We start from the raw sequence: 18868 nt of genomic DNA on the forward strand, positions 1-18868 counted from the left end.
CTCAAAATGAAAAACGTTGCCTTATTCTTATTTGTTTCTCTTTGCTTTTTTACTGCTACTGCTCAAGAATTAAAAGGTGTTGTTTTAAACGAAAAAAACAATGAGCCCATTATAGGCGCTTCTGTATATTTCGATAATACCTCTATTGGTACTACTACAAATTTTGATGGCGAATTTTATATTAATTTGCAACAGCCTATTAATTCTTCTTTGGTGATTTCTTTTGTAGGTTTTGAAACTAGAATACATAAAATAGAAAATTTTGATAGTGAAAAAATTTTCAAACTAAAAGAAGATGTCAATACTTTGGAAGAGGTTGTTTTAAACAGTAAAGATGAGTGGTCTAGAGTACTCAAATTAAAAGAATTTAGAAAAGAATTTTTAGGACGCTCAGAGTTTGCAAAAAAATGTAAAATCTTAAATGAAGACGCTTTAGTTTTAAATTTTAAAAAAGACACAAAACAGCTAGTTGCTTCTGCAAGAGCTCCTATAGTTGTTAAAAACGAAGCCTTAGACTATATTGTTAAATTTGATCTTAACGATTTCTACATTACCTATAATATGGATGTAGATACTGGTTTAGATCTAGAAAAAGTTTTTAGAACAGTAGCTTCAGTATCTTATTCAGGTACTACTTTTTTCGAGAATATAGAGTCTAAAAAACACAAGTGAGCCTTAAAAAACAGACAGAAAGTCTACACTTCATTTCATGAGAGCCATTGCTAATAAAAGGCTTAGACAAGAAAAATTTAAAATATTTAAAGGTAAGTACCAAGCAGAACCATCAATTCATATTAAAACGTTTAAAAACGATAGTTTAAATATAACAGAGGTTAACCTATCTCAAAAGCTTAACATATTGTGGAAAGGAAGACGACAATCTGCTATTGAAAGTGAAGTCGATCGTTTTATAATAGATGCTTATGGAAACCACTCTCCAATAGATAAAGTTTTATTTGGTGGTTTTATGGCAAACCAGCGTATTGGCGATGTTTTACCTTTAGATTGTGGTTTGTAAACAGCCTATCTATTAAAATTCTTAGAAATAAATTTTTTAATGTAAACTTGAAAATACATATTTCATTTCTGTGGCTATTTGTAAGCTACGCTCTTTATAGGTGTTGGTTTGCTCAGGTGTTCCATCAGATTTTTTTGGATCTTCGTAAGTTATAGCTATGCGTTTATCGCAACCAAAAACAATAGGACAACCTTTATCTGCAGAAGAACAGGTTAGTATAGCGGCAAACTCTGTTGCAGGATTAAACGCGTTATTGTAAGTTTTAGAAAATGCAATTATTGTAGGTTCATTATCGGCAAATTTTACACTATAAACCGGGTTTTCTTCATCAGAAAGTGCGATAATTTTAAAGCCTTGGCTAGATAATGTTTCTTTAACTTTTGGAAACATAGCAGTAGCTTCTGTTCCTCCGGAATAAGTAGACACATTCTTAATATTATAAAAACCTGCCATTGTTTGTGCCCAAATTTGAGATAAATGACTTCTTCTAGAGTTGTGAGTACATATAAAATTTAAGCGTATAGCATCATCTGTTTTTAACTTTGTGCTTATGTATTCTACTAAGTGATTTAGTGTGTTTTTTCTTTCTTCAGAAATCAAACTAATGTCTAATAAGTTAATCGTATTAGTTATGTCTTGAAATAGTGTTTCTTTCATATTTATTTTTCTGTAAAAACTAGAACTCTTTTTTTAAACTTAAATTCTAGCAGCAGCCACTTTCTGTTGTGCAACACGACTCTACTTTATCTATAACTGTTTCAGCAAAGCCACAAATATCTGAAGCTTTACAAGCTGTTTTCTCAATACCTAGTTTAATAATTATATTTTGATTTAGTATTTCGAAATCGTTAACATATAATTGAGCAGTGTGGAAATTAGAATTACTATATTCAAATTTAACTTCTGCATCTAAAGTATAAGGTTTCATTGTGCCAACTTTTTTTAAAATAGCCAATGCTTTATAAGCATTCATGTATTTAGTATTTAAAATATCTAGAGGGCTCTCCCAGAGTTGTATTATGGTTTCTTTCCAGCTGTCTGTTTGTGCACCACAATCTACAGAGTCTATAGTTATGTGTTTTACTTCTGTTATGTGATAATTTGCACCAACTAGTTTATTTGGTGCATATTCAAATAGTAAAGCTTTGTCTTGATGTTCTGTTATTAGAGATAAAAAGTCTTGAGTTTTCATAAGGCCATATTTTTTATAATCACATGCAGTTTTCTTAATTATTTGCAGCAATTTATTTGAGTTTTTACAAAAAAGTCGTTTACAACACGTCTACATTCGTTTAATTTATCTTCATTTATACTATAAAACAAGTTTTTACCTTTAACAGTTTGTTTAAGTAAACCTGTTTTGCGTATTTCAGCAAGATGTTGTGAAATAGTAGGTTGAGCCAAACCAATGGCTTTTACAAGACTATTTCAATTACAATCCTTATTTTGGCTTATGTGTTTTATTATGGATACTCTAGCAGGATGCCCAATCATTTTAGTAAAATTTGCAATTTGGTTTTGTTGCGCGTCGAAGATGTGTTTTTTTGTAAATCCAATAATTTATTAATGTAAATAATATTCCAATATTACGATTTTAAATTAAATAAAAAAACCAAACACATTTTGTATTTGGTTTACTTTATTTAATTATTATAATTAAAACCATACTTTTTACTAACTTGGTATGTGTTGTAAAACTCCTCATCTGATTTAGTTAAGTATAGAATACCCTCTATAAAAACCCATTATATATCTATGCTCGAATGAAAGATAATGTTCAGGCTAAACTATACACATATTGTCTTAGTTCAATTATTTTATAAATTGAATCGTTGCTGGATATTTGTACTCTTCACCTTTATTTGCTTTTAAAGCTGCAATAATTGGCATAACAAAAGCAAAAATAGCTAATAAAGACATAATAAAAAATCCGATTAAGACCCAACTGAACATAAAGGCGACAAACCAGTATATTAACATAGATATAAGAAAATTAGCTATGGCTTTCCCGTGTGAATTTACGAATTCATTCTTATCTTTATTTGTAACCCACATTATTATCGGGACAATCCACCAGTAAGTTAGCACGCTTAAATGCATCAATAAGCAAAAAGTATTTTGCTCCATACCCCAAGGCTTTTCTTGTGACACATTTGATTGAGAATTATTTTCTTCAGACATAATTTTTGTTTTAAGTTGTTTGGTTAATTCTTTAAAAATACTAAAAAAAAGGACATGTTTATAAAAACACTTTGTCTATTGGTTCCCAGAGTTCAATTTTATTGCCATCATTATCTAAAATCCAACCAAATTTACCATATTCAAATTCTTCTATTTCACTAACTATAGTAACACCTTCTTCTTTTAAAGTACTTAATAATTTCGTTAAATTTTCTACTCGATAATTAAACATAAAATTCTTTTTTGAAGGCTCAAAATATTTTGTATCCTCCTTAAAAGGAGACCATTGCGTTGAGCAATCATTGCCTTCTTTATCTTTTGTCCAGAAGGTACAGCCATAATCGTCTGTATTAAAACCTAGGTGTTTATTATACCAATCTTTTGCTGCTTTTGGATCTTTACTTTTAAAAAATAACCCTCCTATTCCTGTTACTCTTTTTTTCATTTATCTTTAATTTAATTCATACTCTTCTCAATAGAATTTCTGAATATTAACACTCTATTTTTTTATTGTTTTCTCATAAATTTCTATCCACTCATCAACACTCATTTTGACAAGTAATTGCTCAATTAAACCGTAAGGTATGTCTTCCATTTTTTTAAAACGAACGCAGCTTTTTCCCATGTCTAATTTTGTTTTACAGTGTTTAGGATATTCGTTTACAAACCAATCATAAAGTTCTTTTTTTGCATACATTCCAGCATGATATAATGCAATAAAGTTTTTTTGCGATGCTAAATTAATAAATGGTAAAGGTGGAAAAGGCTTACAATGGTAACCATCTGGATAAATAGACTTTGGCACATAATACGCTAACATACCATAAGCCATTCCAGACTCTAAGCCTTTAGGCATTTGCTTTATTATCAGGGTGTTTAACTTTTTTATAGGCTCTTTTCTGTATTCTGGAAGTTGTGCTATATAATCTTCTGGAGTTTCTGCTTTAGAGGTCATTTTTACTATAGGTTAGTTAATGCTTAAAGTTAACAAAATTTTGCTTTAATTTTATCTACAATCGTTTGTGCTAGTCTTTCTTTACTTTGTATGGTCCAGCCAGCAACGTGTGGAGATAAATTTATATTTTCAGATTGTATTAAATACTTAAAGGCATCTGGCATATTATCTTTGTTAAATAGGTTTTCGAAAGATGCTTTTTCATATTCTAAAACGTCTAATCCTGCACCTAAAATTTTACCGCTTTTTAAAGCCGAAACTAAATCTTGAGTGACAACGCTTTTGCCTCTAGCAGTATTTATTAACCAAAATGGTTTTTGAAATGCATTAATAAAGTTTAGATTAACCATGCCAATAGTCTTGTTGGTTTCTGGAGTATGTAAGCTTAATACATCTGTTTTTTGCTGTAACTCTTCTAGCGAAACTTGTTTTGCATTAATATCTCCAACATTTGGTTTTATATCATAGCAAAGTACTTTTACATCAAAACCACGTAGTTTTTTTGCGAAGGCTTTACCCATATTTCCATAACCTATAAGTCCTATAGTTTTACCATCTAACTCATGTCCTCTATTTGCTTCGCGCAACCATTTACCTTCTCTAACTTCTCTGTCTGCTTTGTTTAGTTTATTAAACAAAGATAGGAGCATTGCTAAACTATGTTCTCCCACAGCATTTCTATTGCCTTCTGGAGCTGCTATTAATGTTATGCCTTTTTCTTGTGCAAAATCACAATCTATATTTTCTAGTCCAGCACCAACGCGACCAATAAACTTTAGATTTTTAGCTGAATCTATAAAATTACGATCTATACTAAATCGACTTCTAATAATAAAACCATCGTACTCATGAATAATTTTTTGAATGTTTTCTTTTGAATCTGAATAATTTTCATGATTTGTAAACCCTAAATCGTTTAGTTGATTTATTAAAAGTGGATGATTAGAATCTAAATGAAGAATTTTCATGTTTAACAAAAGGTATTTTAGATTCCTATAATAAGTTTAGCAATCCAGAAATATATCAGTATTCCAAAAATATCATTACTTGTTGTAATAAATGGACCTGTGGCAATAGCTGGATCGATCCCTTTTTTGTCTAAAAATAAAGGCACGAAAGTACCTATTAAACCAGCAATAATTATGACTGCTACTAAAGAAACAGAAATGGCTAAAGCTGTAACTAATTCTCCTTTTGTAATCCATACGAACAAGAATAAAAATATAGCAAGAATGAAACCATTAAGTGCTGCTAAAAGCATCTCTTTTATTAGACGACTATTTATACTTCCTTTTACATCATCATTTGCTAAACCTTGAACAATAATTGCGCTTGATTGTACTCCAACATTTCCAGCCATTGCTGCAATTAAAGGTGTAAAAAAGAAAAGTACTGTGTATTCTTTAAAAATGTCTATGAAACCTTCCATAATTAAAAAAGCGCCAATACCTCCAATCAGTCCTAAAAACAACCATGGTAAACGTGCTCTAGTTAGTTGTAAAATACTATCATCTGCTTCTACATCTTGTGTAATACCTGCTGCTAATTGGTAATCTTTTTCGGCTTCTTCTCTTATAACATCTACAATATCGTCAATGGTAATTCTACCTAATAACACTTTATTTTCATCGACTACAGGAATGGCTTCTAAGTCGTATTTTTGCATGATTTTCGCAACTTCTTCAGCGTCTTCATTTACATCTACATAATCTACTTTAGGAATATAAACTGTAGAAATATGTGCTCTTGGTGAGGCTATTAAAAGGTCTTTTAAAGATAAGCGACCAATTAATTTTTCTTCTCCATCTACAACATATATAGAGTGAACTCTTGTAACATTTTCTGCTTGTGCACGCATTTCTTTTACACACTCTGTTACTGTCCAGTTTTCTTTTACTCTAACTAACTCTTTTGCCATTAATCCACCTGCAGTGTCTTCATCGTAAGTAAGAAGTTCTTGTATTTCTGCTTTGTGTTCTTGATCTTCAATTTGTGCAATTACTGCTTCTTGTCGTTCTTCGGGAAGCTCGGCAATCATATCTGCAGCATCATCTGTATCGAGTTCCTCGATTTCTTCTGCGATTTCTTTTGTAGATAATGTAGCTAAAACTTTCTCACGATCGTCTTCATCCATTTCCATAAGGATTTCGGATGTAATGTCACTATCTAAAAGTTTAATAATAAAAGTAGATTGTTCTGTAGTTAAATCTCCAAGAATCTCTGCTATATCTGCATGGTGATACTCATTTAATAGCTCTAAAACACCTTCATTGTTTTTAGAGTCTACTAAGTGTTCTACCTTATCTATAAGCTCGTCGCTTATTGTAAATTTTATATTTTCGTCTTGTTCTTCCACTAAAAGTAATTTTTTTATTTACCAAAGCCTCAAATAGAAAGCTTTTAGGACCCATAATTAGTGTTAATCAATCTGTTTTCGTCGTTTTCTATTAAGCTAGTTAAATCAATAAAAGCTTGTACATCTAGCTGCTCTGGACGCTTGTCAAAGATAACATTTGCTTTCAAATTATCGCTTAATTCTAATGTTTTTAAACTATTACGTAAGGTTTTCCTGCGATGCATAAAGGATTGTTTTACTACTCTAAAAAACAGTTTCTCATCGCAAGACAATGTAAAGTTCTCTTTACGTGTTAATTTTAAAACACCAGATTCTACTTTTGGCGGTGGATTAAATACTGTTGGTGGAACAGTAAAAAGATATTCTGCTCCGTAAAATGCTTGTGTTAAAACAGAGAGTATTCCATATACCTTACTGCCTTCTTTAGAGCAAATACGTAGCGCTACTTCTTTTTGAAACATTCCAGAGAATTCAGGAATTTGTGCTCTTAATTCTAATGTTTTAAAAACAATTTGTGTTGAGATATTATATGGAAAATTACCACATATGGCAAATTGTTCGTCTTCAAAAGTTTCTGAAACATCATATTTTAAAAAGTCTTTTTCAATAATTCTTGATGCCAGATTAAGGTAGTTGTTTTTTAAGTAGTCTACACTTTCCCTATCTATTTCTATAACGTAAGTTGTTAGTGGTTTTTTTAGCAAATATTTAGTTAGAACTCCCATTCCTGGCCCTATTTCTAATACTTTGTTATAACCTTCTAACGTTAAGGCGTCTGCAATTTGTTCAGCAATAGTTTCATCTTCTAGAAAATGTTGACCTAAAAACTTTTTAGCTTTTACTTGGTGTGGATTGTATTGTTTTTTGGCCATGAATGTTGTGTTTTTCAAGAATACTCTAAATTAACTAGGAGTGACAAAACTAACGGAATTATTTTAAGTCTACTGTGTATTCATCTACAACTTCTAGTTCTGTTCTAAAAGAGAGCATTTTATCTACAAAAAGTTTTGCGCCTTCAATACGCAAACGGCCTGCATCTTCTTTGTAATAAAGTTCTAAAGCTTCTCGAGAATGCGCTCTATATTGAATTGAGTAGGTTTGACCTCCCATTTCTTCTTCTACTAAAACTTTTGTAAGTTTAGCTTCTTTAAATTTGCCTGTTGCTAGCACCTGAGGAATATGTTCTTTTATCCATTTTAGCCATTGGTCGTGAGCACTATCGTCTATGTTTACTGTAACGTTGTAAATTATCATTTTATATTATAAGTTTTTTGAGAATAATAGGAGTTCTATGTTATCTTCAAAAGGATTAACCTTCTTTTTAAAGTGGAAACCTAATTTTTCTAATAATTTTATAGAGTTCTTATTTATTTCTAAGGTTATTGCATCAAGCTCCTTAATATTAAATTTTGCTAATTCAATAATAGCTTCCGAAGATTCAAACCCTAAACCAAGACCTTCTTGTTCTGGTAGCATAGCAAATCCAAAATCGACATTTTCTAGTGTTTCTCTTTTAATTAAACATAGGTTCCAATGGGTTTTAAACTTTCTTTTAAACGTAAAATATAAAATCCAAAACCATAGATTTTGTAGCTTTTTAAATGACCATTTGTTATTCTATCTTCCGCATGCTTAATGGTACTAATATTTCGGTCTCCTATATATTTTATCCAATTTGGTGTGTTTACTAACTCCATAAAAAATGGAGCATCTTTAATAGAGAATTGAGATATAATAAGACGTTTAGTTTCTGCTACTACCATTTTTAGTTTATTATAAATAATATTTTAAAAAAAGACTAATTAATTGCATCACCTCTAAGTGCTCGGTATTTTTTTCTAGACTCAACAAAATAGATACTATCTGCGTGCTCAAAAATAATACTCTCATAGAGTGCTTTAGCCTTTTCTGGCTGATCTAATTTATTAGCATAAATCTCTGCTAAAGCATATATAGCATCATCTACTAAAATACCTTCTTTAAAATCTTGAATTAGACGTTCGTAATTGGTTTTAGCCCTTTTAAATTGTTTTTTTTCTTCAAATAACTGTGCTTGTTTTAATAGCGTTTGTGGAATAATAGCCTCGGTTTTGTGTTCTTTTAAAATGGCGTTTAAAATAATAATCGCATCTTCTTTTTTATTTTGAAAAGCTAGCAGATCTGCTTTTGCATATTTTTTTAAAGCAACTTGTAAAGAGTCTTCTGCTTTATTATCTGCAATTAGTAACTTTAAATCTAATGCATCGTTAGCAGTTAGTTGCGAGGTAGAAGCTTTTAAAATTTTCAGTTGAGATTCTGCCCATTTAAAATCACCTTTATAGTAACTTGTTTTTGCTACTTTAAAACGTGCTTCTTGAGAAATTGTACTATTTTTTAATGAGCGTTGTATTTGTGTGTAATAAATTAAAGCTTCGTTGAATTTTTCTTCTAAAACTAAAATGTCTCCAAGTTCTAACTTGATTTTTGCTAAAAGATAGTTGCTAACCTCAAGTTTTAGACTGTTTTTTAAAAATGAAACGGCCTCTTTAGTTTGGTCAAGACAAAAGGCTAAAAAGTGAGCGTAAGCAATTTGAAGATCTAGTGTTCGGGTTGTTTTACCGTAGGTATCAAACAAACTTAAATAAGTTTGGTTTATTATTTTATAATCTTCTTTAGATGCGTTTTCAGTTTCAATATTAATAAGGTTGTAATGGCCATTTATTTTAATATCGATATCTTGAGTATTATCTACAATAAACTGATATATTTTTTTTGCAGCTTCTGGTTGTTTTTGGGTATAAGCAATGTTTGCTAACTCTTCTATACGCTCTAAAGACTCTAATTCTCTCTTGTATATCGCTTTTTCTTGTATAAATGCTTTGTTGTATTTTTTTTGCTGAGTAAATAACCAACTTAACATTTCGTTCCACATTGTGTTTGGAGACGTTTGATTTTTTTTCAATAGTATTTTTCTTAGAAGACTATTGTTCTCATTTTCTTTATTTTCACTTACAAAAGTGCTAAGCTCTCTTTTTATAGAGTTTTGGTAATTTATATTAATTTCTAAAAAATTAATATAGCTATTAAACATCTTTTCAACATCACCTTTCTCTCCATAAATACGTGCTAACTTCATGTTGTAGTTTAGCTCAGGTCTTGCTTCCATTGCAATATTATAGACTTCTATTGCTTGGTCTAATAAGGATACGTCTTCAAAATCGATACCAACAATAGTTGCTAATTGCGGTTTTAACTCTACAGCATCTATGGCTTTTTTATAATTTATTTTTGCGCTTAAAGTATCTTTTTGCAACATATAATTATAGCCTAATTTTACATATGTAGCAGGATTGTTTACTATATTCAAATAGTCTAATAGTAGTGTGTCTACGGCTTTGTATTGTTCTAATTGTTGGTGTGTTTTTACCAGTAGCGTTAAATAGTTACGATTTCTTTTATTTTTAGAGTATAATTTTTTATAAGAGATTAATGCTTTTTCAAACTCACCGTTTTTAAAATATTCTCGTGCAAGAATATCGTCTTGTGAAAACCCATTAAGGCTAAATAAAAAACATAAAATAAATAAAAAGCGCATAGAAAGTATTTGTGTAAATATAGCAAATGTTATGCCTTAAAAAAAGATATAAAAAATGCCTGATTTAATTCAGGCATTAGTTAATTTATGTAAAGCGTTTGTTAGTTTATAATAGGAAAACCTGTGTATGGTATTAACGCTTCAGGAACCTCTATACCTTTTTCTGTTTGATAGTTTTCTAAAATACCAGCTAATACTCTTGGTAATGCTAAAGAACTTCCATTTAATGTATGTGCTAATTCGTTTTTACCATCTGCATTTTTAAAACGTAGTTTTAAACGGTTTGCTTGATAAGTTTCAAAGTTAGAAACACTAGATATTTCTAACCATCTGTCTTGAGCAGTCGAAAAAACTTCAAAATCGTAAGTCATTGCAGCAGGAAAACCAGTGTCTCCACCACATAATTTTAAAATTCTAAAAGGGAGTTTAAGCTCTCTTAAAATATCTTTTACGTGTTCAATCATGCCATTAAACGCTTTGTAAGAATTGTCTGGATGCTCTACTCTAATAATTTCAACTTTATCGAATTGGTGTAATCTATTTAAACCACGAACATCTGCGCCATAACTTCCTGCTTCACGTCTAAAACAAGGTGTGTAACCAGTAATTCCTATAGGTAATTCGCTTTCATTTAATAGCACATCTCTAAAAACATTTGTACCAGGAACTTCTGCAGTTGGTATTAAATATAAATCGTCTATTGAGTCATGATACATTTGCCCTTCCTTATCTGGTAATTGTCCAGTTCCATAACAAGATGCTTCGTTTACTAAATGTGGTAATTGGTATTCAGTATAGCCAGCTGCAGTATTTTTGTCTAAAAAATATGCAATTAGTGCACGTTGTAACCTTGCACCTTTTCCTTTGTAGACAGGAAATCCTGCGCCAGATATTTTATTGCCTAATTCAAAATCTATAATATCGTACTTCTTTGCTAATTCCCAATGTGGTTGGGCAGCATCAAATAATTTTGGAATACTACCTTCCGCAAAAATCTCTTCATTTTCCGCTTCAGATTTCCCTGATGGAACAGACTCATGTGGTACGTTTGGTAGTTGGTACAAAAGATTTTCTAGTTTTGTTTCTGTAGTACTTAAGTCTTCAGACAAAGTTTTAGAAGCCTCTTTTAGAATACTCGTTTTTTCTTTTAATTGGTTTGCTTCAGCAGCTTTTCCAGATTTATACAAGTTTCCAATTTCTTTGGAAATCGCATTAGATTCTGCTAATGTATTATCTAATTTTGTTTGTAAAGCACGACGCTCTTCGTCTATAGAAATCACTTCTTCTACTAGCGCTTTAGCATCAAAATGTCTTTTTGCCAAACCGTTAATTACCGTTTCCTTGTTGTCTCTAATAAATGGTACTTGTAACATATTTTTTATTTTGGGCGTTACCTAAAGGTCGGGCTTTATGTTATATCTTTTTTTATTTGTGAAATAAAAAAGGATGTCACGTCAAACCCTAACGCAAAATTGTAACTCAAATTTTAACGCTGTAAAAGTAGTAAGATTTTGTTAGGCAAAAAACAGTTTAGTTTGCTAATTTGATGGTAATATCCAATCGTTGTGTGAAAAGAAGTTCCACTTCACATTTGCTAAATCTACCTTTTCGTCAATTAAGTGTTTATGCGGCTTGCCATTTACACTAACTTGTGCACTTACATAAACCTTAACATCTTCGCCTTTTTTCTTGTATTCAGTTTTTAGATATTGAGCAAACTGCCATATAAAATCTGGTTTATAATTAACAGATCGTATTTGTTTTTTAGTTAAGTATTTAGTTAAGTTTATTGGTGTTGTTTTATTTGTAGATGTATTAACTACTTTAAAATTTGTATAACCAGATTTAGAACGCAGCATCATCCTCCAAGATAATCTATGGCCTTCCTCTGTCCATAAAACACTGTCTTGTATAAAATGATGACGTATTGGTAAAACAATTTGTATTGCAAAATACAAGCATCCTAAACTTACTAAAATAGGTTTATAGCTTGGCACTATAATTTCTGATTTAGTGTATAGTTCTTTTCCTTTTAAAAACAGATTTCTAACCGTTTCAGGTTTAAAAAAGAACAAGCAAAAGGCTAATGATAAATAAGGGAATACACCAACTTGAAATATAAACGAATTGAATAAGTGAAAGAAAATAGAAGCAAAAAACGCATATCTTCTAGTTGCTTTAAAAAGCAGCATAGGTATTATTAAACCATCAAATAAAATACCTCCATAACCTACAAGGTATGGCATGAAACTATTTTGTAAAAATTGGCCAACAATTGGGTAGTTTATCTTTCCTTGCATTAGAGATGATGGAACACTAAGGTCTAACCAATCTGGATAAAATTTAGCTTTATAGGCATAAGTGTATAGAATAAAGAGTTGGATAACAAAAATCCATTTACACCAAGCTGGCATAGCAATACTTTTTAATTTTGGATTTAGCTTTACATCTAAAGAAGCATACTTATGTGCAGGTAAAATAACCATTATTCCGCTAAGTAAAACCAGTAAATAATAGTGGTTATTATAGGATGATTTTTGCATAAAATATACAGAACACCACATTATAAAAAACATGAAAGCACTAAACCTGTATTTATAGCCCAACATAATAAGTAGACCAAAAACACCCATAATTGCATAATAAATATACATCCAATTTCCTGGTAATGGTTGTAACCACTCGAAACCTAAAAAAGTAAATGTAAATTTAGGCTCTACAAGTGTTTTTGTTATCCAACCAGTAAAAATAGCTCCTACAGATTCTGCAAAACATAAAAAACCAAAAATAATTCTAAAAACAATTAGTGAACTATTATCTATATATTTAAAAAGGAATTTATTTAGCATCACTATTAATAAATTGTAAAGCGTTGTTTTTATCTTTAGTTAATTGTTGCTTAAGCGCATCAACAGATTCAAATTTTACTTCGTCTCTAAGCCGCTCAAGAAGTTCTATAGTTATTTTTTTATTATATAAATTGGCTTCAAAGTCAAACAGGTTAACTTCTATAGTTTCTGTTACACCACTAAGTGTTGGGTTTGTGCCTATATTCATCATACCATAAATTGTTTCATTATCTATTACAGATTTTATAACATAGACACCTTGTTTAGGTATTAATTTATAGTGTTCTTTAATCGCAATATTTGCAGTAGGGAAACCTATAGTTCTTCCAATTCCTCTGCCTTTTTCAACAATTCCAGAAATAATAAAGGTATAGCCTAAATAGCTATTTGCTGTTTTTATATCACCTTCAAGTAATGCCGTTCTAATTTTTGTTGAACTTACTGATACATCATTAATATCTTGAGCTGTTATTTCTTCTACTTCAAAATTATATTGAGCTCCAAAAGATTTTAAATCTTCAATGTTAGCACTCCTATTTCTACCAAAATGATGATCATATCCTATTATTACGTGTTTGGCTTTTAGCTGTTTAACTAAAATTTTTTCAACAAATTCTTGGGCAGATAAGCGAGAGAACTCTTTGGTAAATTTTTTAACCACAAGATTTTCTAAACCAAAGTGTTTAAGCACCTGCTCTTTTTCTTCTAATGTGTTTATTAGTTTAATATCTGCATCTTTTTGTAATATCATTCTTGGATGCGGGAAAAAGGTAAGTATTGTAGATGTAAGGCCTTTGTTTTTAGCAACTTCAATCAGCCGTTGAATAATTTTTTGATGCCCAATATGCACACCGTCAAAGGTGCCAATTGTTACTACAGTATTACTTTTTTGTACTAAGCTAGGTTTCAATTATCAATAATTTAATTACAAAAATAGAAAAAGCGGATTGAAATTACTTTCAATCCGCTTTTTTAAATAGAATTATAAAAGATTATTCTTTTATAAACTTAATTGTTTTAGTTGCATTAGCTGTGTTTAATTTTAAAAAGTAAACACCGTTAGCAATTGCACTTACATTTATTGCCTCTAGGTTTGTAGTTACAGTCATTACTCTTTGACCAGTAATACTATAAATTTCTACATTTTCTAAAGCAATTTCTAATCCTTTAATATTTAATATTCCATTTGTTGGATTAGGGAAAATTGAGATTGCAGATAAACCAAATTCATCTACGCTTAATGGTGCTAAAACATTAAGTGAATAATCTTCCGTTTCTCCATCATGACCAGTGTCACAAGCTACTGGAGTAAATAATCCTCCAGAGTTACCTGACCATTTAGTAATAATACGCATAGTTGTGCTTCCAACAATTGCATCGGAAGGAATTGAAATTGATAAAGGTGAAGCTGAACTTACTCCATGATCTACATCAATAGATTCTCCAAGATCATATTCTTCATTAGCATCAAAAGTACAGTTTTGGTTCCAGTCAATCCAAGCTAAAGTTCTTACAAAATATGGACCATCTGTATTTACAAAAACTGAAAGATCGTAAGCTGCTCCTTTATTAACATCTGTAGATAAATTAGTGAAATCCGAATAGCCATTATCACTATCATTTGGATGTCCAGGATTATTATCTAAATTACTTATAGTATTGAAGATTACACCAGTAGTACTAGTAAAGTAATTATCTGTAGAGTTTCCTACCGACGCACAAGCTCCAGCAGAAGCAGATAATGTAAAACAAGTTGAATCTGTATTATTACATACACGAGCATCACCAGTAGTAACAACAGTCACGTTAATATCATGGTCTCCATCTGTAGAAGTCATAGTGGGTAATGTTACAGTTTCAGATTCACCATAAGCTAATGCTCCAGACCAATTAAAATTTGTTGGAGTTCCATTATCTATATCGTAAGTAATTACTGTACTTGTGATTGGGCTAGTTCCCCAGTTAGTAATAATAACTGCTGGATTTATTTCGGTACCACAAGATACATTTGTGCTTTCTACTGCAATTTCAACATCAGTAGCTACTGATGCTGGAGGATTTGCTCCATTAGAAGTAGATAATGTACTTCTAGAACCAGCCAATACAGCTTGAACTACAACTTTTTGCCCAGCGGTATATGTGTTCATACATAAATCATCTGTGTAATCCATATAGTTTTCTAACATATCAACAGTTCCACAAGAACTATGTCCAGTAGGACAACCGTAATTTGGAGCGTCTACTGCAGGTGTATCTGCTACACCATCACCTGCTCCAACACATCCACCTTGAAAAGTGTGGAATAAACCTAAATAGTGTCCAACTTCATGTGTCATTGTTCTTCCTTTATCGTAAGGAGGACTTGTGTTAAACGTTCCGTCGTTGTAATCTGAGCTTCCAAAATAAGTATGTCCAGCACTAACACCATCAGTATTTGCTGGGCCACCAGGAAATTGTGCGAAACCAAGAATACCATTTAAATCACCTACATATTTAGATGACCACATGTTCATGTATAAATCACGATTCCATATCGTTTGAGCTTTCCAAGAGTTTACAGCTGCTTGATCTGTACCATCTTGACAAATATTAACACGATTAATTCCATTTGTTGGGCAACCATTAGGAGTTTGTTGTGCCAATACAAAATTAACTTCTACATCTACACCACCAGCAGAACTTTGACCTGGAGTTCCAACCATATTTCTAAAGTCTTCATTTAAAACAGTTACTTGAGATAATACTTGTGCATCTGTAATATTTGGTCCTGAACCAATTGGTTCTCCGTTATGTAAAACATGAATAACAAGAGGTATGTTTACTACAACTTTCTTGAAACCATTATTTTTAGCGTTATTAATTTTTTGCTCTAGATTTAACTTAAAAGTTTCACTACCCATCATGTCTGGGTTTGTTTCTAGTAAATTGGCATTATAAATGTCTGTCAAACATTTTTCCGGTTGTGCGTTCACTTTGTTTTGAGCCAAGACAAGTGTTGGCAAACAAAACATTGTAAGCATTAATAATTTGAAAGTAATTTTTTTCATGTTGATGTATTATTAAGTTATTTTTGTTAAAATATTTATAAAAATAGTCAATTAACCGATTATAATGAAATTCTTGTTGTTAATTTATTTTCCATTGAAACTATTCATTGTTTCGTTTATACCTGCTAAGCCAAAAGATTTAATTAATTCTGTTGCTTTTTCTAAGCGCTCATTTAATTTTAAATTTTCTTCTTCAGACCATTCTCCTAAGACATAGTCTACTTGTCTGCCTTTACTGAAGGCGTCCCTAATGCCAAATCTAAAGCGATTGTATTTTGAAGTGTTTAACTTTTGTTGAGTGTCTTTTAATCCATTATGCCCACCATCACTACCTTTAGTTTTTAGTCTAATAATACCAAAAGGTAGATTTAAATCATCTGTAATAACTAAGAGATTATCTATAGATATTTTTTCTTTTGTAAGCCAATATAGAATGGCTTTCCCGCTTAAATTCATATAGGTATTTGGTTTTAAAAGAATAAAAGTTCTTCCTTTAAATTTATAGGTAGCTATATCCCCAAGCTTTTTGGTTTCAAATACTATCGATTCTTTTTTAGCAAAAAAATCTAAAATTTTGAAACCAATATTATGTCGCGTGTGTTCATATTCTTCTCCAATATTCCCTAGACCAACAATTAAGAATTTTTTCATAGGACTTGTTTCTTCAATACTTATTGTAATATTATTTCTTTTAAACAATTCTTTAATACAATTAAACATTTTAGAGTTGTTTTTTTGTAAAAATAAAAAAGCATCCTGAATAAATCAGGATGCTTTAATAATATTTATAAGATGTTGTTATTTATTCTGCTGCAGTTTCTTCAGGTGTATCTCCTTCAGCACCTTCAGCACCTTCTTCTTCTTCATCTTCTACTACTGCTGCTCTAGAACGTCTTACTAAACACACAACAGTGTTTTCTGGGTGCATGAAAGTGTAAGCTTCTGAAACTAGTTTAGTTATATAAAGTTTGTTACCAATTTTAAGCTCTTCAATGTTAGCATCTATATAATCCGGTAAATTTCCTGGTAAGGCTTTTACTCTTAAGCTACGCTTATTTTTACGTAATACACCACCATTTCTTACTCCTCTTGGGTTTCCAATGTAATTAACTGGAATGTCCATAGTAATTTCCTTGTCTTCGAATACTTGGTAGAAATCTACATGTAGAATTCTATCCGTTACTGGATGAAATTGAATGTCTTGTAAAATTGCATTAAAAGATTCGCCTCCTTCTAATTCGATTACAACTGTATGCGCATTAGGTGTGTACACCAATTTAGAGAATGCTAATTCAGCTGCTGAGAAATGTACTGATTTGTCTCCTCCGTATAATACGCAAGGAACCTGACCAGCATTACGTAAGGCTTTTGTTGCTTTGCTGCCCACGCTTTCTCTTTGGGATCCGTTGATTGTAATTGACTTCATTTTTGTTATTTATATTTAATTTATTAATATACTTATTTATATAATGTAGTTAAACTACATTAAAAACTTAGAGCTAATAGCTGTGTTGTAGTGTACATTATGCATCACTTCTGCAAATAAATTTGCACAACTTATAACTTTAATTTTTTTACTTTCTTGTTTTAGAGGAATAGAATCTGTTACAATTAACTCTTCTAATTTAGAATTTTCTATTCTTTCGTAAGCATTACCAGAGAGAATTGGATGAGTACATATTGCTCTTACACTTAAAGCACCTCGCTCCATCATTAAATCTGCTGCTTTAGTTAATGTTCCAGCTGTATCAACCATGTCATCAACTAATACTACGTTTTTACCAGTTACATCACCAATTAACTCCATGTGCGAAATTACATTTGCTTTTGCACGTTGTTTGTAACATATTACTACATCACTTTCTAGTGCTTTTGAATAAGCATAAGCTCTTTTACTTCCACCCATATCTGGAGAAGCTATAGTTAAATTGTTTAAATTTAACTCCTTTAAGTAAGGCAAAAACACTGTAGATGCAAATAAATGATCTACTGGTTTTTCAAAGAACCCTTGAATTTGATCTGCATGCAAATCCATGGTTATTATTCTTGTAGCTCCTGCTGCTTCAAGCATTTTAGCAACTAATTTTGCTGCAATTGGTACTCTTGGTTTGTCTTTTCTATCTTGTCTTGCCCAACCAAAATATGGTAAAACTGCTGTAATATGTCTAGCAGAAGCACGCTTTGCGGCATCAAGCATTAATAACATTTCCATTAAGTTTTCAGAACTTGGATTTGTAGATCCAATTATAAAAACTCTTGTGCCACGAATAGACTCTTCGTAAGATGGTTGAAACTCTCCATCACTGTAAGTCGACGTAATTACTTTACCTAATTGCGCACCATATACTTGCGCAATTTTCTCGGCTAAAACTTTACTTTGTGTTATAGTAAAAATCTTTGCGTCTGGCTTAGTGTTTGGCATCGTAAAAATGTTTTAAAATAGTGATATACACTATGTTATTTTTAATAAGTTGCAAATTTATAATTTTTTTTCATCTATGAAGCATAATCAGTAGTATTTTTAAGGTATTTAATTAAAATATATATATTTTTGCACACTATTTAATTGCTCAAATGGCGGAATTGGTAGACGCGCTGGATTCAAAATCCAGTTTCTTCGGAAGTGTGGGTTCGATTCCCACTTTGAGTACAGATATAAACCTCAAATACCTGAATATGTGTTATTTGGGGTTTTTTATTTTATGTATTTGTACGGTTATTGTACGGTAAATTAATCTAAGCTTAAAAAAAAACTCCAAAAATCCCAACCATCATTCTCAAAATAACACCCCCTATATCGATTTTAAAGTCGTTTTCTTTTTTGAGGATTAGATGTGAAATGGATATATAACCCTAAAGAAGCAAGTCTTGGTTCTGTCGCATCTGCT

Annotated in this window: 21 protein-coding genes, 1 tRNA gene and 1 pseudogene; 3 read left to right on the forward strand and 20 right to left on the reverse strand. The window is 31.1% G+C overall.

Features of this window, described 5'->3' with window-relative positions:
* The first annotated feature begins 6 nt into the window (after positions 1–6).
* Both QNK89_RS04650 and QNK89_RS04655 read left to right on the forward strand, forming a co-directional pair.
* Positions 7–672, forward strand: coding sequence for a carboxypeptidase-like regulatory domain-containing protein (locus tag QNK89_RS04650; protein WP_340169798.1), 666 nt, complete (start codon positions 7–9; stop codon positions 670–672).
* Between the two features lie 37 nt (positions 673–709).
* Positions 710–1018, forward strand: coding sequence for a hypothetical protein (locus QNK89_RS04655; protein ID WP_340169799.1), 309 nt, complete (start codon positions 710–712; stop codon positions 1016–1018).
* A gap of 36 nt (positions 1019–1054) precedes the next feature.
* On the opposite strand, the gene QNK89_RS04660 is transcribed toward QNK89_RS04655, so the two are convergent.
* From QNK89_RS04660 to QNK89_RS04755, 20 genes and pseudogenes are all read right to left on the reverse strand, one after another.
* On the reverse strand, positions 1055–1675 hold the full coding sequence (locus QNK89_RS04660) for a protein-tyrosine-phosphatase (protein WP_340169800.1): 621 nt from the start codon (positions 1673–1675) through the stop codon (positions 1055–1057).
* A 46-nt stretch (positions 1676–1721) separates the two neighbouring features.
* Positions 1722–2210, reverse strand: a complete 489-nt coding sequence (locus tag QNK89_RS04665; RefSeq protein ID WP_340169801.1) for a DUF6428 family protein — start codon at positions 2208–2210, stop codon at positions 1722–1724.
* 38 nt (positions 2211–2248) lie between these two features.
* Positions 2249–2431, reverse strand: a pseudogene (locus QNK89_RS04670) (transcriptional regulator); the annotation flags it as partial.
* Between the two features lie 399 nt (positions 2432–2830).
* Positions 2831–3199 carry a DUF4870 domain-containing protein gene (locus QNK89_RS04675; RefSeq protein ID WP_340169802.1) on the reverse strand — a complete coding sequence of 123 codons (369 nt, stop codon included), beginning with the start codon at positions 3197–3199 and terminating at the stop codon, positions 2831–2833.
* Between the two features lie 58 nt (positions 3200–3257).
* Positions 3258–3644, reverse strand: coding sequence for a VOC family protein (locus QNK89_RS04680; protein ID WP_340169803.1), 387 nt, complete (start codon positions 3642–3644; stop codon positions 3258–3260).
* Positions 3645–3698: 54 nt separating this feature from the next.
* Positions 3699–4154 carry a DUF1801 domain-containing protein gene (locus QNK89_RS04685; RefSeq protein WP_340169804.1) on the reverse strand — a complete coding sequence of 152 codons (456 nt, stop codon included), beginning with the start codon at positions 4152–4154 and terminating at the stop codon, positions 3699–3701.
* A 29-nt stretch (positions 4155–4183) separates the two neighbouring features.
* Positions 4184–5122, reverse strand: coding sequence for a 2-hydroxyacid dehydrogenase (locus QNK89_RS04690; protein ID WP_340169805.1), 939 nt, complete (start codon positions 5120–5122; stop codon positions 4184–4186).
* A gap of 17 nt (positions 5123–5139) precedes the next feature.
* Positions 5140–6510 (reverse strand): magnesium transporter, encoded by a 1371-nt coding sequence (gene mgtE / locus QNK89_RS04695; RefSeq protein ID WP_340169806.1) that lies wholly within the window; start codon positions 6508–6510, stop codon positions 5140–5142.
* Positions 6511–6554: 44 nt separating this feature from the next.
* The gene (rsmA, locus tag QNK89_RS04700; protein ID WP_340169807.1) at positions 6555–7382 is read right to left on the reverse strand and encodes a 16S rRNA (adenine(1518)-N(6)/adenine(1519)-N(6))-dimethyltransferase RsmA; all 828 of its coding nucleotides are present in this window, start codon (positions 7380–7382) and stop codon (positions 6555–6557) included.
* A 58-nt stretch (positions 7383–7440) separates the two neighbouring features.
* A complete protein-coding gene (locus tag QNK89_RS04705) occupies positions 7441–7764 on the reverse strand; it encodes a DUF4286 family protein (RefSeq protein WP_340169808.1) in 324 nt (107 codons plus the stop codon).
* Positions 7765–7770: 6 nt separating this feature from the next.
* On the reverse strand, positions 7771–7986 hold the full coding sequence (locus QNK89_RS04710) for a GNAT family N-acetyltransferase (protein ID WP_340169809.1): 216 nt from the start codon (positions 7984–7986) through the stop codon (positions 7771–7773).
* Positions 7987–8027: 41 nt separating this feature from the next.
* Positions 8028–8273: a hypothetical protein gene (locus QNK89_RS04715; protein ID WP_340169810.1), complete on the reverse strand. Its 246-nt coding sequence runs from the start codon at positions 8271–8273 to the stop codon at positions 8028–8030.
* A gap of 35 nt (positions 8274–8308) precedes the next feature.
* Entirely contained in the window at positions 8309–10084 is a 1776-nt protein-coding gene (locus tag QNK89_RS04720; RefSeq protein WP_340169811.1) for a tetratricopeptide repeat protein, read from the reverse strand.
* 101 nt (positions 10085–10185) lie between these two features.
* Positions 10186–11457 (reverse strand): serine--tRNA ligase, encoded by a 1272-nt coding sequence (gene serS, locus QNK89_RS04725; protein ID WP_340169812.1) that lies wholly within the window; start codon positions 11455–11457, stop codon positions 10186–10188.
* Between the two features lie 165 nt (positions 11458–11622).
* Positions 11623–12933 carry an HTTM domain-containing protein gene (locus QNK89_RS04730; RefSeq protein WP_340169814.1) on the reverse strand — a complete coding sequence of 437 codons (1311 nt, stop codon included), beginning with the start codon at positions 12931–12933 and terminating at the stop codon, positions 11623–11625.
* Positions 12923–13843 carry a bifunctional riboflavin kinase/FAD synthetase gene (locus QNK89_RS04735; RefSeq protein WP_340169815.1) on the reverse strand — a complete coding sequence of 307 codons (921 nt, stop codon included), beginning with the start codon at positions 13841–13843 and terminating at the stop codon, positions 12923–12925. The genes QNK89_RS04730 and QNK89_RS04735 overlap by 11 nt, the downstream gene beginning before the upstream one ends.
* A gap of 82 nt (positions 13844–13925) precedes the next feature.
* Complete coding sequence (locus QNK89_RS04740; RefSeq protein ID WP_340169816.1) at positions 13926–15980, reverse strand: M43 family zinc metalloprotease; 2055 nt, start codon at positions 15978–15980, stop codon at positions 13926–13928.
* Positions 15981–16064: 84 nt separating this feature from the next.
* On the reverse strand, positions 16065–16631 hold the full coding sequence (gene pth, locus QNK89_RS04745) for an aminoacyl-tRNA hydrolase (protein ID WP_340169817.1): 567 nt from the start codon (positions 16629–16631) through the stop codon (positions 16065–16067).
* Between the two features lie 151 nt (positions 16632–16782).
* Positions 16783–17406, reverse strand: coding sequence for a 50S ribosomal protein L25/general stress protein Ctc (locus QNK89_RS04750; protein ID WP_340169819.1), 624 nt, complete (start codon positions 17404–17406; stop codon positions 16783–16785).
* A 54-nt stretch (positions 17407–17460) separates the two neighbouring features.
* A complete protein-coding gene (locus QNK89_RS04755; RefSeq protein ID WP_340169820.1) occupies positions 17461–18402 on the reverse strand; it encodes a ribose-phosphate pyrophosphokinase in 942 nt (313 codons plus the stop codon).
* A gap of 146 nt (positions 18403–18548) precedes the next feature.
* On the opposite strand from QNK89_RS04755, the gene QNK89_RS04760 reads away from it, so the two are divergent.
* Positions 18549–18630: transfer RNA gene (locus QNK89_RS04760), tRNA-Leu, on the forward strand.
* The last annotated feature ends 238 nt before the right edge of the window (positions 18631–18868 follow it).

The organism is Lacinutrix sp. (genome assembly GCF_037625555.1).
Classification (GTDB): Bacteria; Bacteroidota; Bacteroidia; order Flavobacteriales; family Flavobacteriaceae; genus Lacinutrix.

Excerpts from the sequence above, each read along its gene's own strand:
- QNK89_RS04650 (WP_340169798.1), top strand. The coding sequence starts at position 7 with ATGAAAAACGTTGCCTTATTCTTATTTGTTTCTCTTTGCTTTTTTACT.
- QNK89_RS04655 (WP_340169799.1), top strand. The coding sequence starts at position 710 with ATGAGAGCCATTGCTAATAAAAGGCTTAGACAAGAAAAATTTAAAATA.
- QNK89_RS04660 (WP_340169800.1), bottom strand. The coding sequence starts at position 1,675 with ATGAAAGAAACACTATTTCAAGACATAACTAATACGATTAACTTATTA.
- QNK89_RS04665 (WP_340169801.1), bottom strand. The coding sequence starts at position 2,210 with ATGAAAACTCAAGACTTTTTATCTCTAATAACAGAACATCAAGACAAA.
- QNK89_RS04675 (WP_340169802.1), bottom strand. The coding sequence starts at position 3,199 with ATGTCTGAAGAAAATAATTCTCAATCAAATGTGTCACAAGAAAAGCCT.
- QNK89_RS04680 (WP_340169803.1), bottom strand. The coding sequence starts at position 3,644 with ATGAAAAAAAGAGTAACAGGAATAGGAGGGTTATTTTTTAAAAGTAAA.
- QNK89_RS04685 (WP_340169804.1), bottom strand. The coding sequence starts at position 4,154 with ATGACCTCTAAAGCAGAAACTCCAGAAGATTATATAGCACAACTTCCA.
- QNK89_RS04690 (WP_340169805.1), bottom strand. The coding sequence starts at position 5,122 with ATGAAAATTCTTCATTTAGATTCTAATCATCCACTTTTAATAAATCAA.
- rsmA (WP_340169807.1), bottom strand. The coding sequence starts at position 7,382 with ATGGCCAAAAAACAATACAATCCACACCAAGTAAAAGCTAAAAAGTTT.
- QNK89_RS04705 (WP_340169808.1), bottom strand. The coding sequence starts at position 7,764 with ATGATAATTTACAACGTTACAGTAAACATAGACGATAGTGCTCACGAC.
- QNK89_RS04710 (WP_340169809.1), bottom strand. The coding sequence starts at position 7,986 with ATGCTACCAGAACAAGAAGGTCTTGGTTTAGGGTTTGAATCTTCGGAA.
- QNK89_RS04715 (WP_340169810.1), bottom strand. The coding sequence starts at position 8,273 with ATGGTAGTAGCAGAAACTAAACGTCTTATTATATCTCAATTCTCTATT.
- QNK89_RS04720 (WP_340169811.1), bottom strand. The coding sequence starts at position 10,084 with ATGCGCTTTTTATTTATTTTATGTTTTTTATTTAGCCTTAATGGGTTT.
- serS (WP_340169812.1), bottom strand. The coding sequence starts at position 11,457 with ATGTTACAAGTACCATTTATTAGAGACAACAAGGAAACGGTAATTAAC.
- QNK89_RS04730 (WP_340169814.1), bottom strand. The coding sequence starts at position 12,933 with ATGCTAAATAAATTCCTTTTTAAATATATAGATAATAGTTCACTAATT.
- QNK89_RS04740 (WP_340169816.1), bottom strand. The coding sequence starts at position 15,980 with ATGAAAAAAATTACTTTCAAATTATTAATGCTTACAATGTTTTGTTTG.
- pth (WP_340169817.1), bottom strand. The coding sequence starts at position 16,631 with ATGAAAAAATTCTTAATTGTTGGTCTAGGGAATATTGGAGAAGAATAT.
- QNK89_RS04750 (WP_340169819.1), bottom strand. The coding sequence starts at position 17,406 with ATGAAGTCAATTACAATCAACGGATCCCAAAGAGAAAGCGTGGGCAGC.
- QNK89_RS04755 (WP_340169820.1), bottom strand. The coding sequence starts at position 18,402 with ATGCCAAACACTAAGCCAGACGCAAAGATTTTTACTATAACACAAAGT.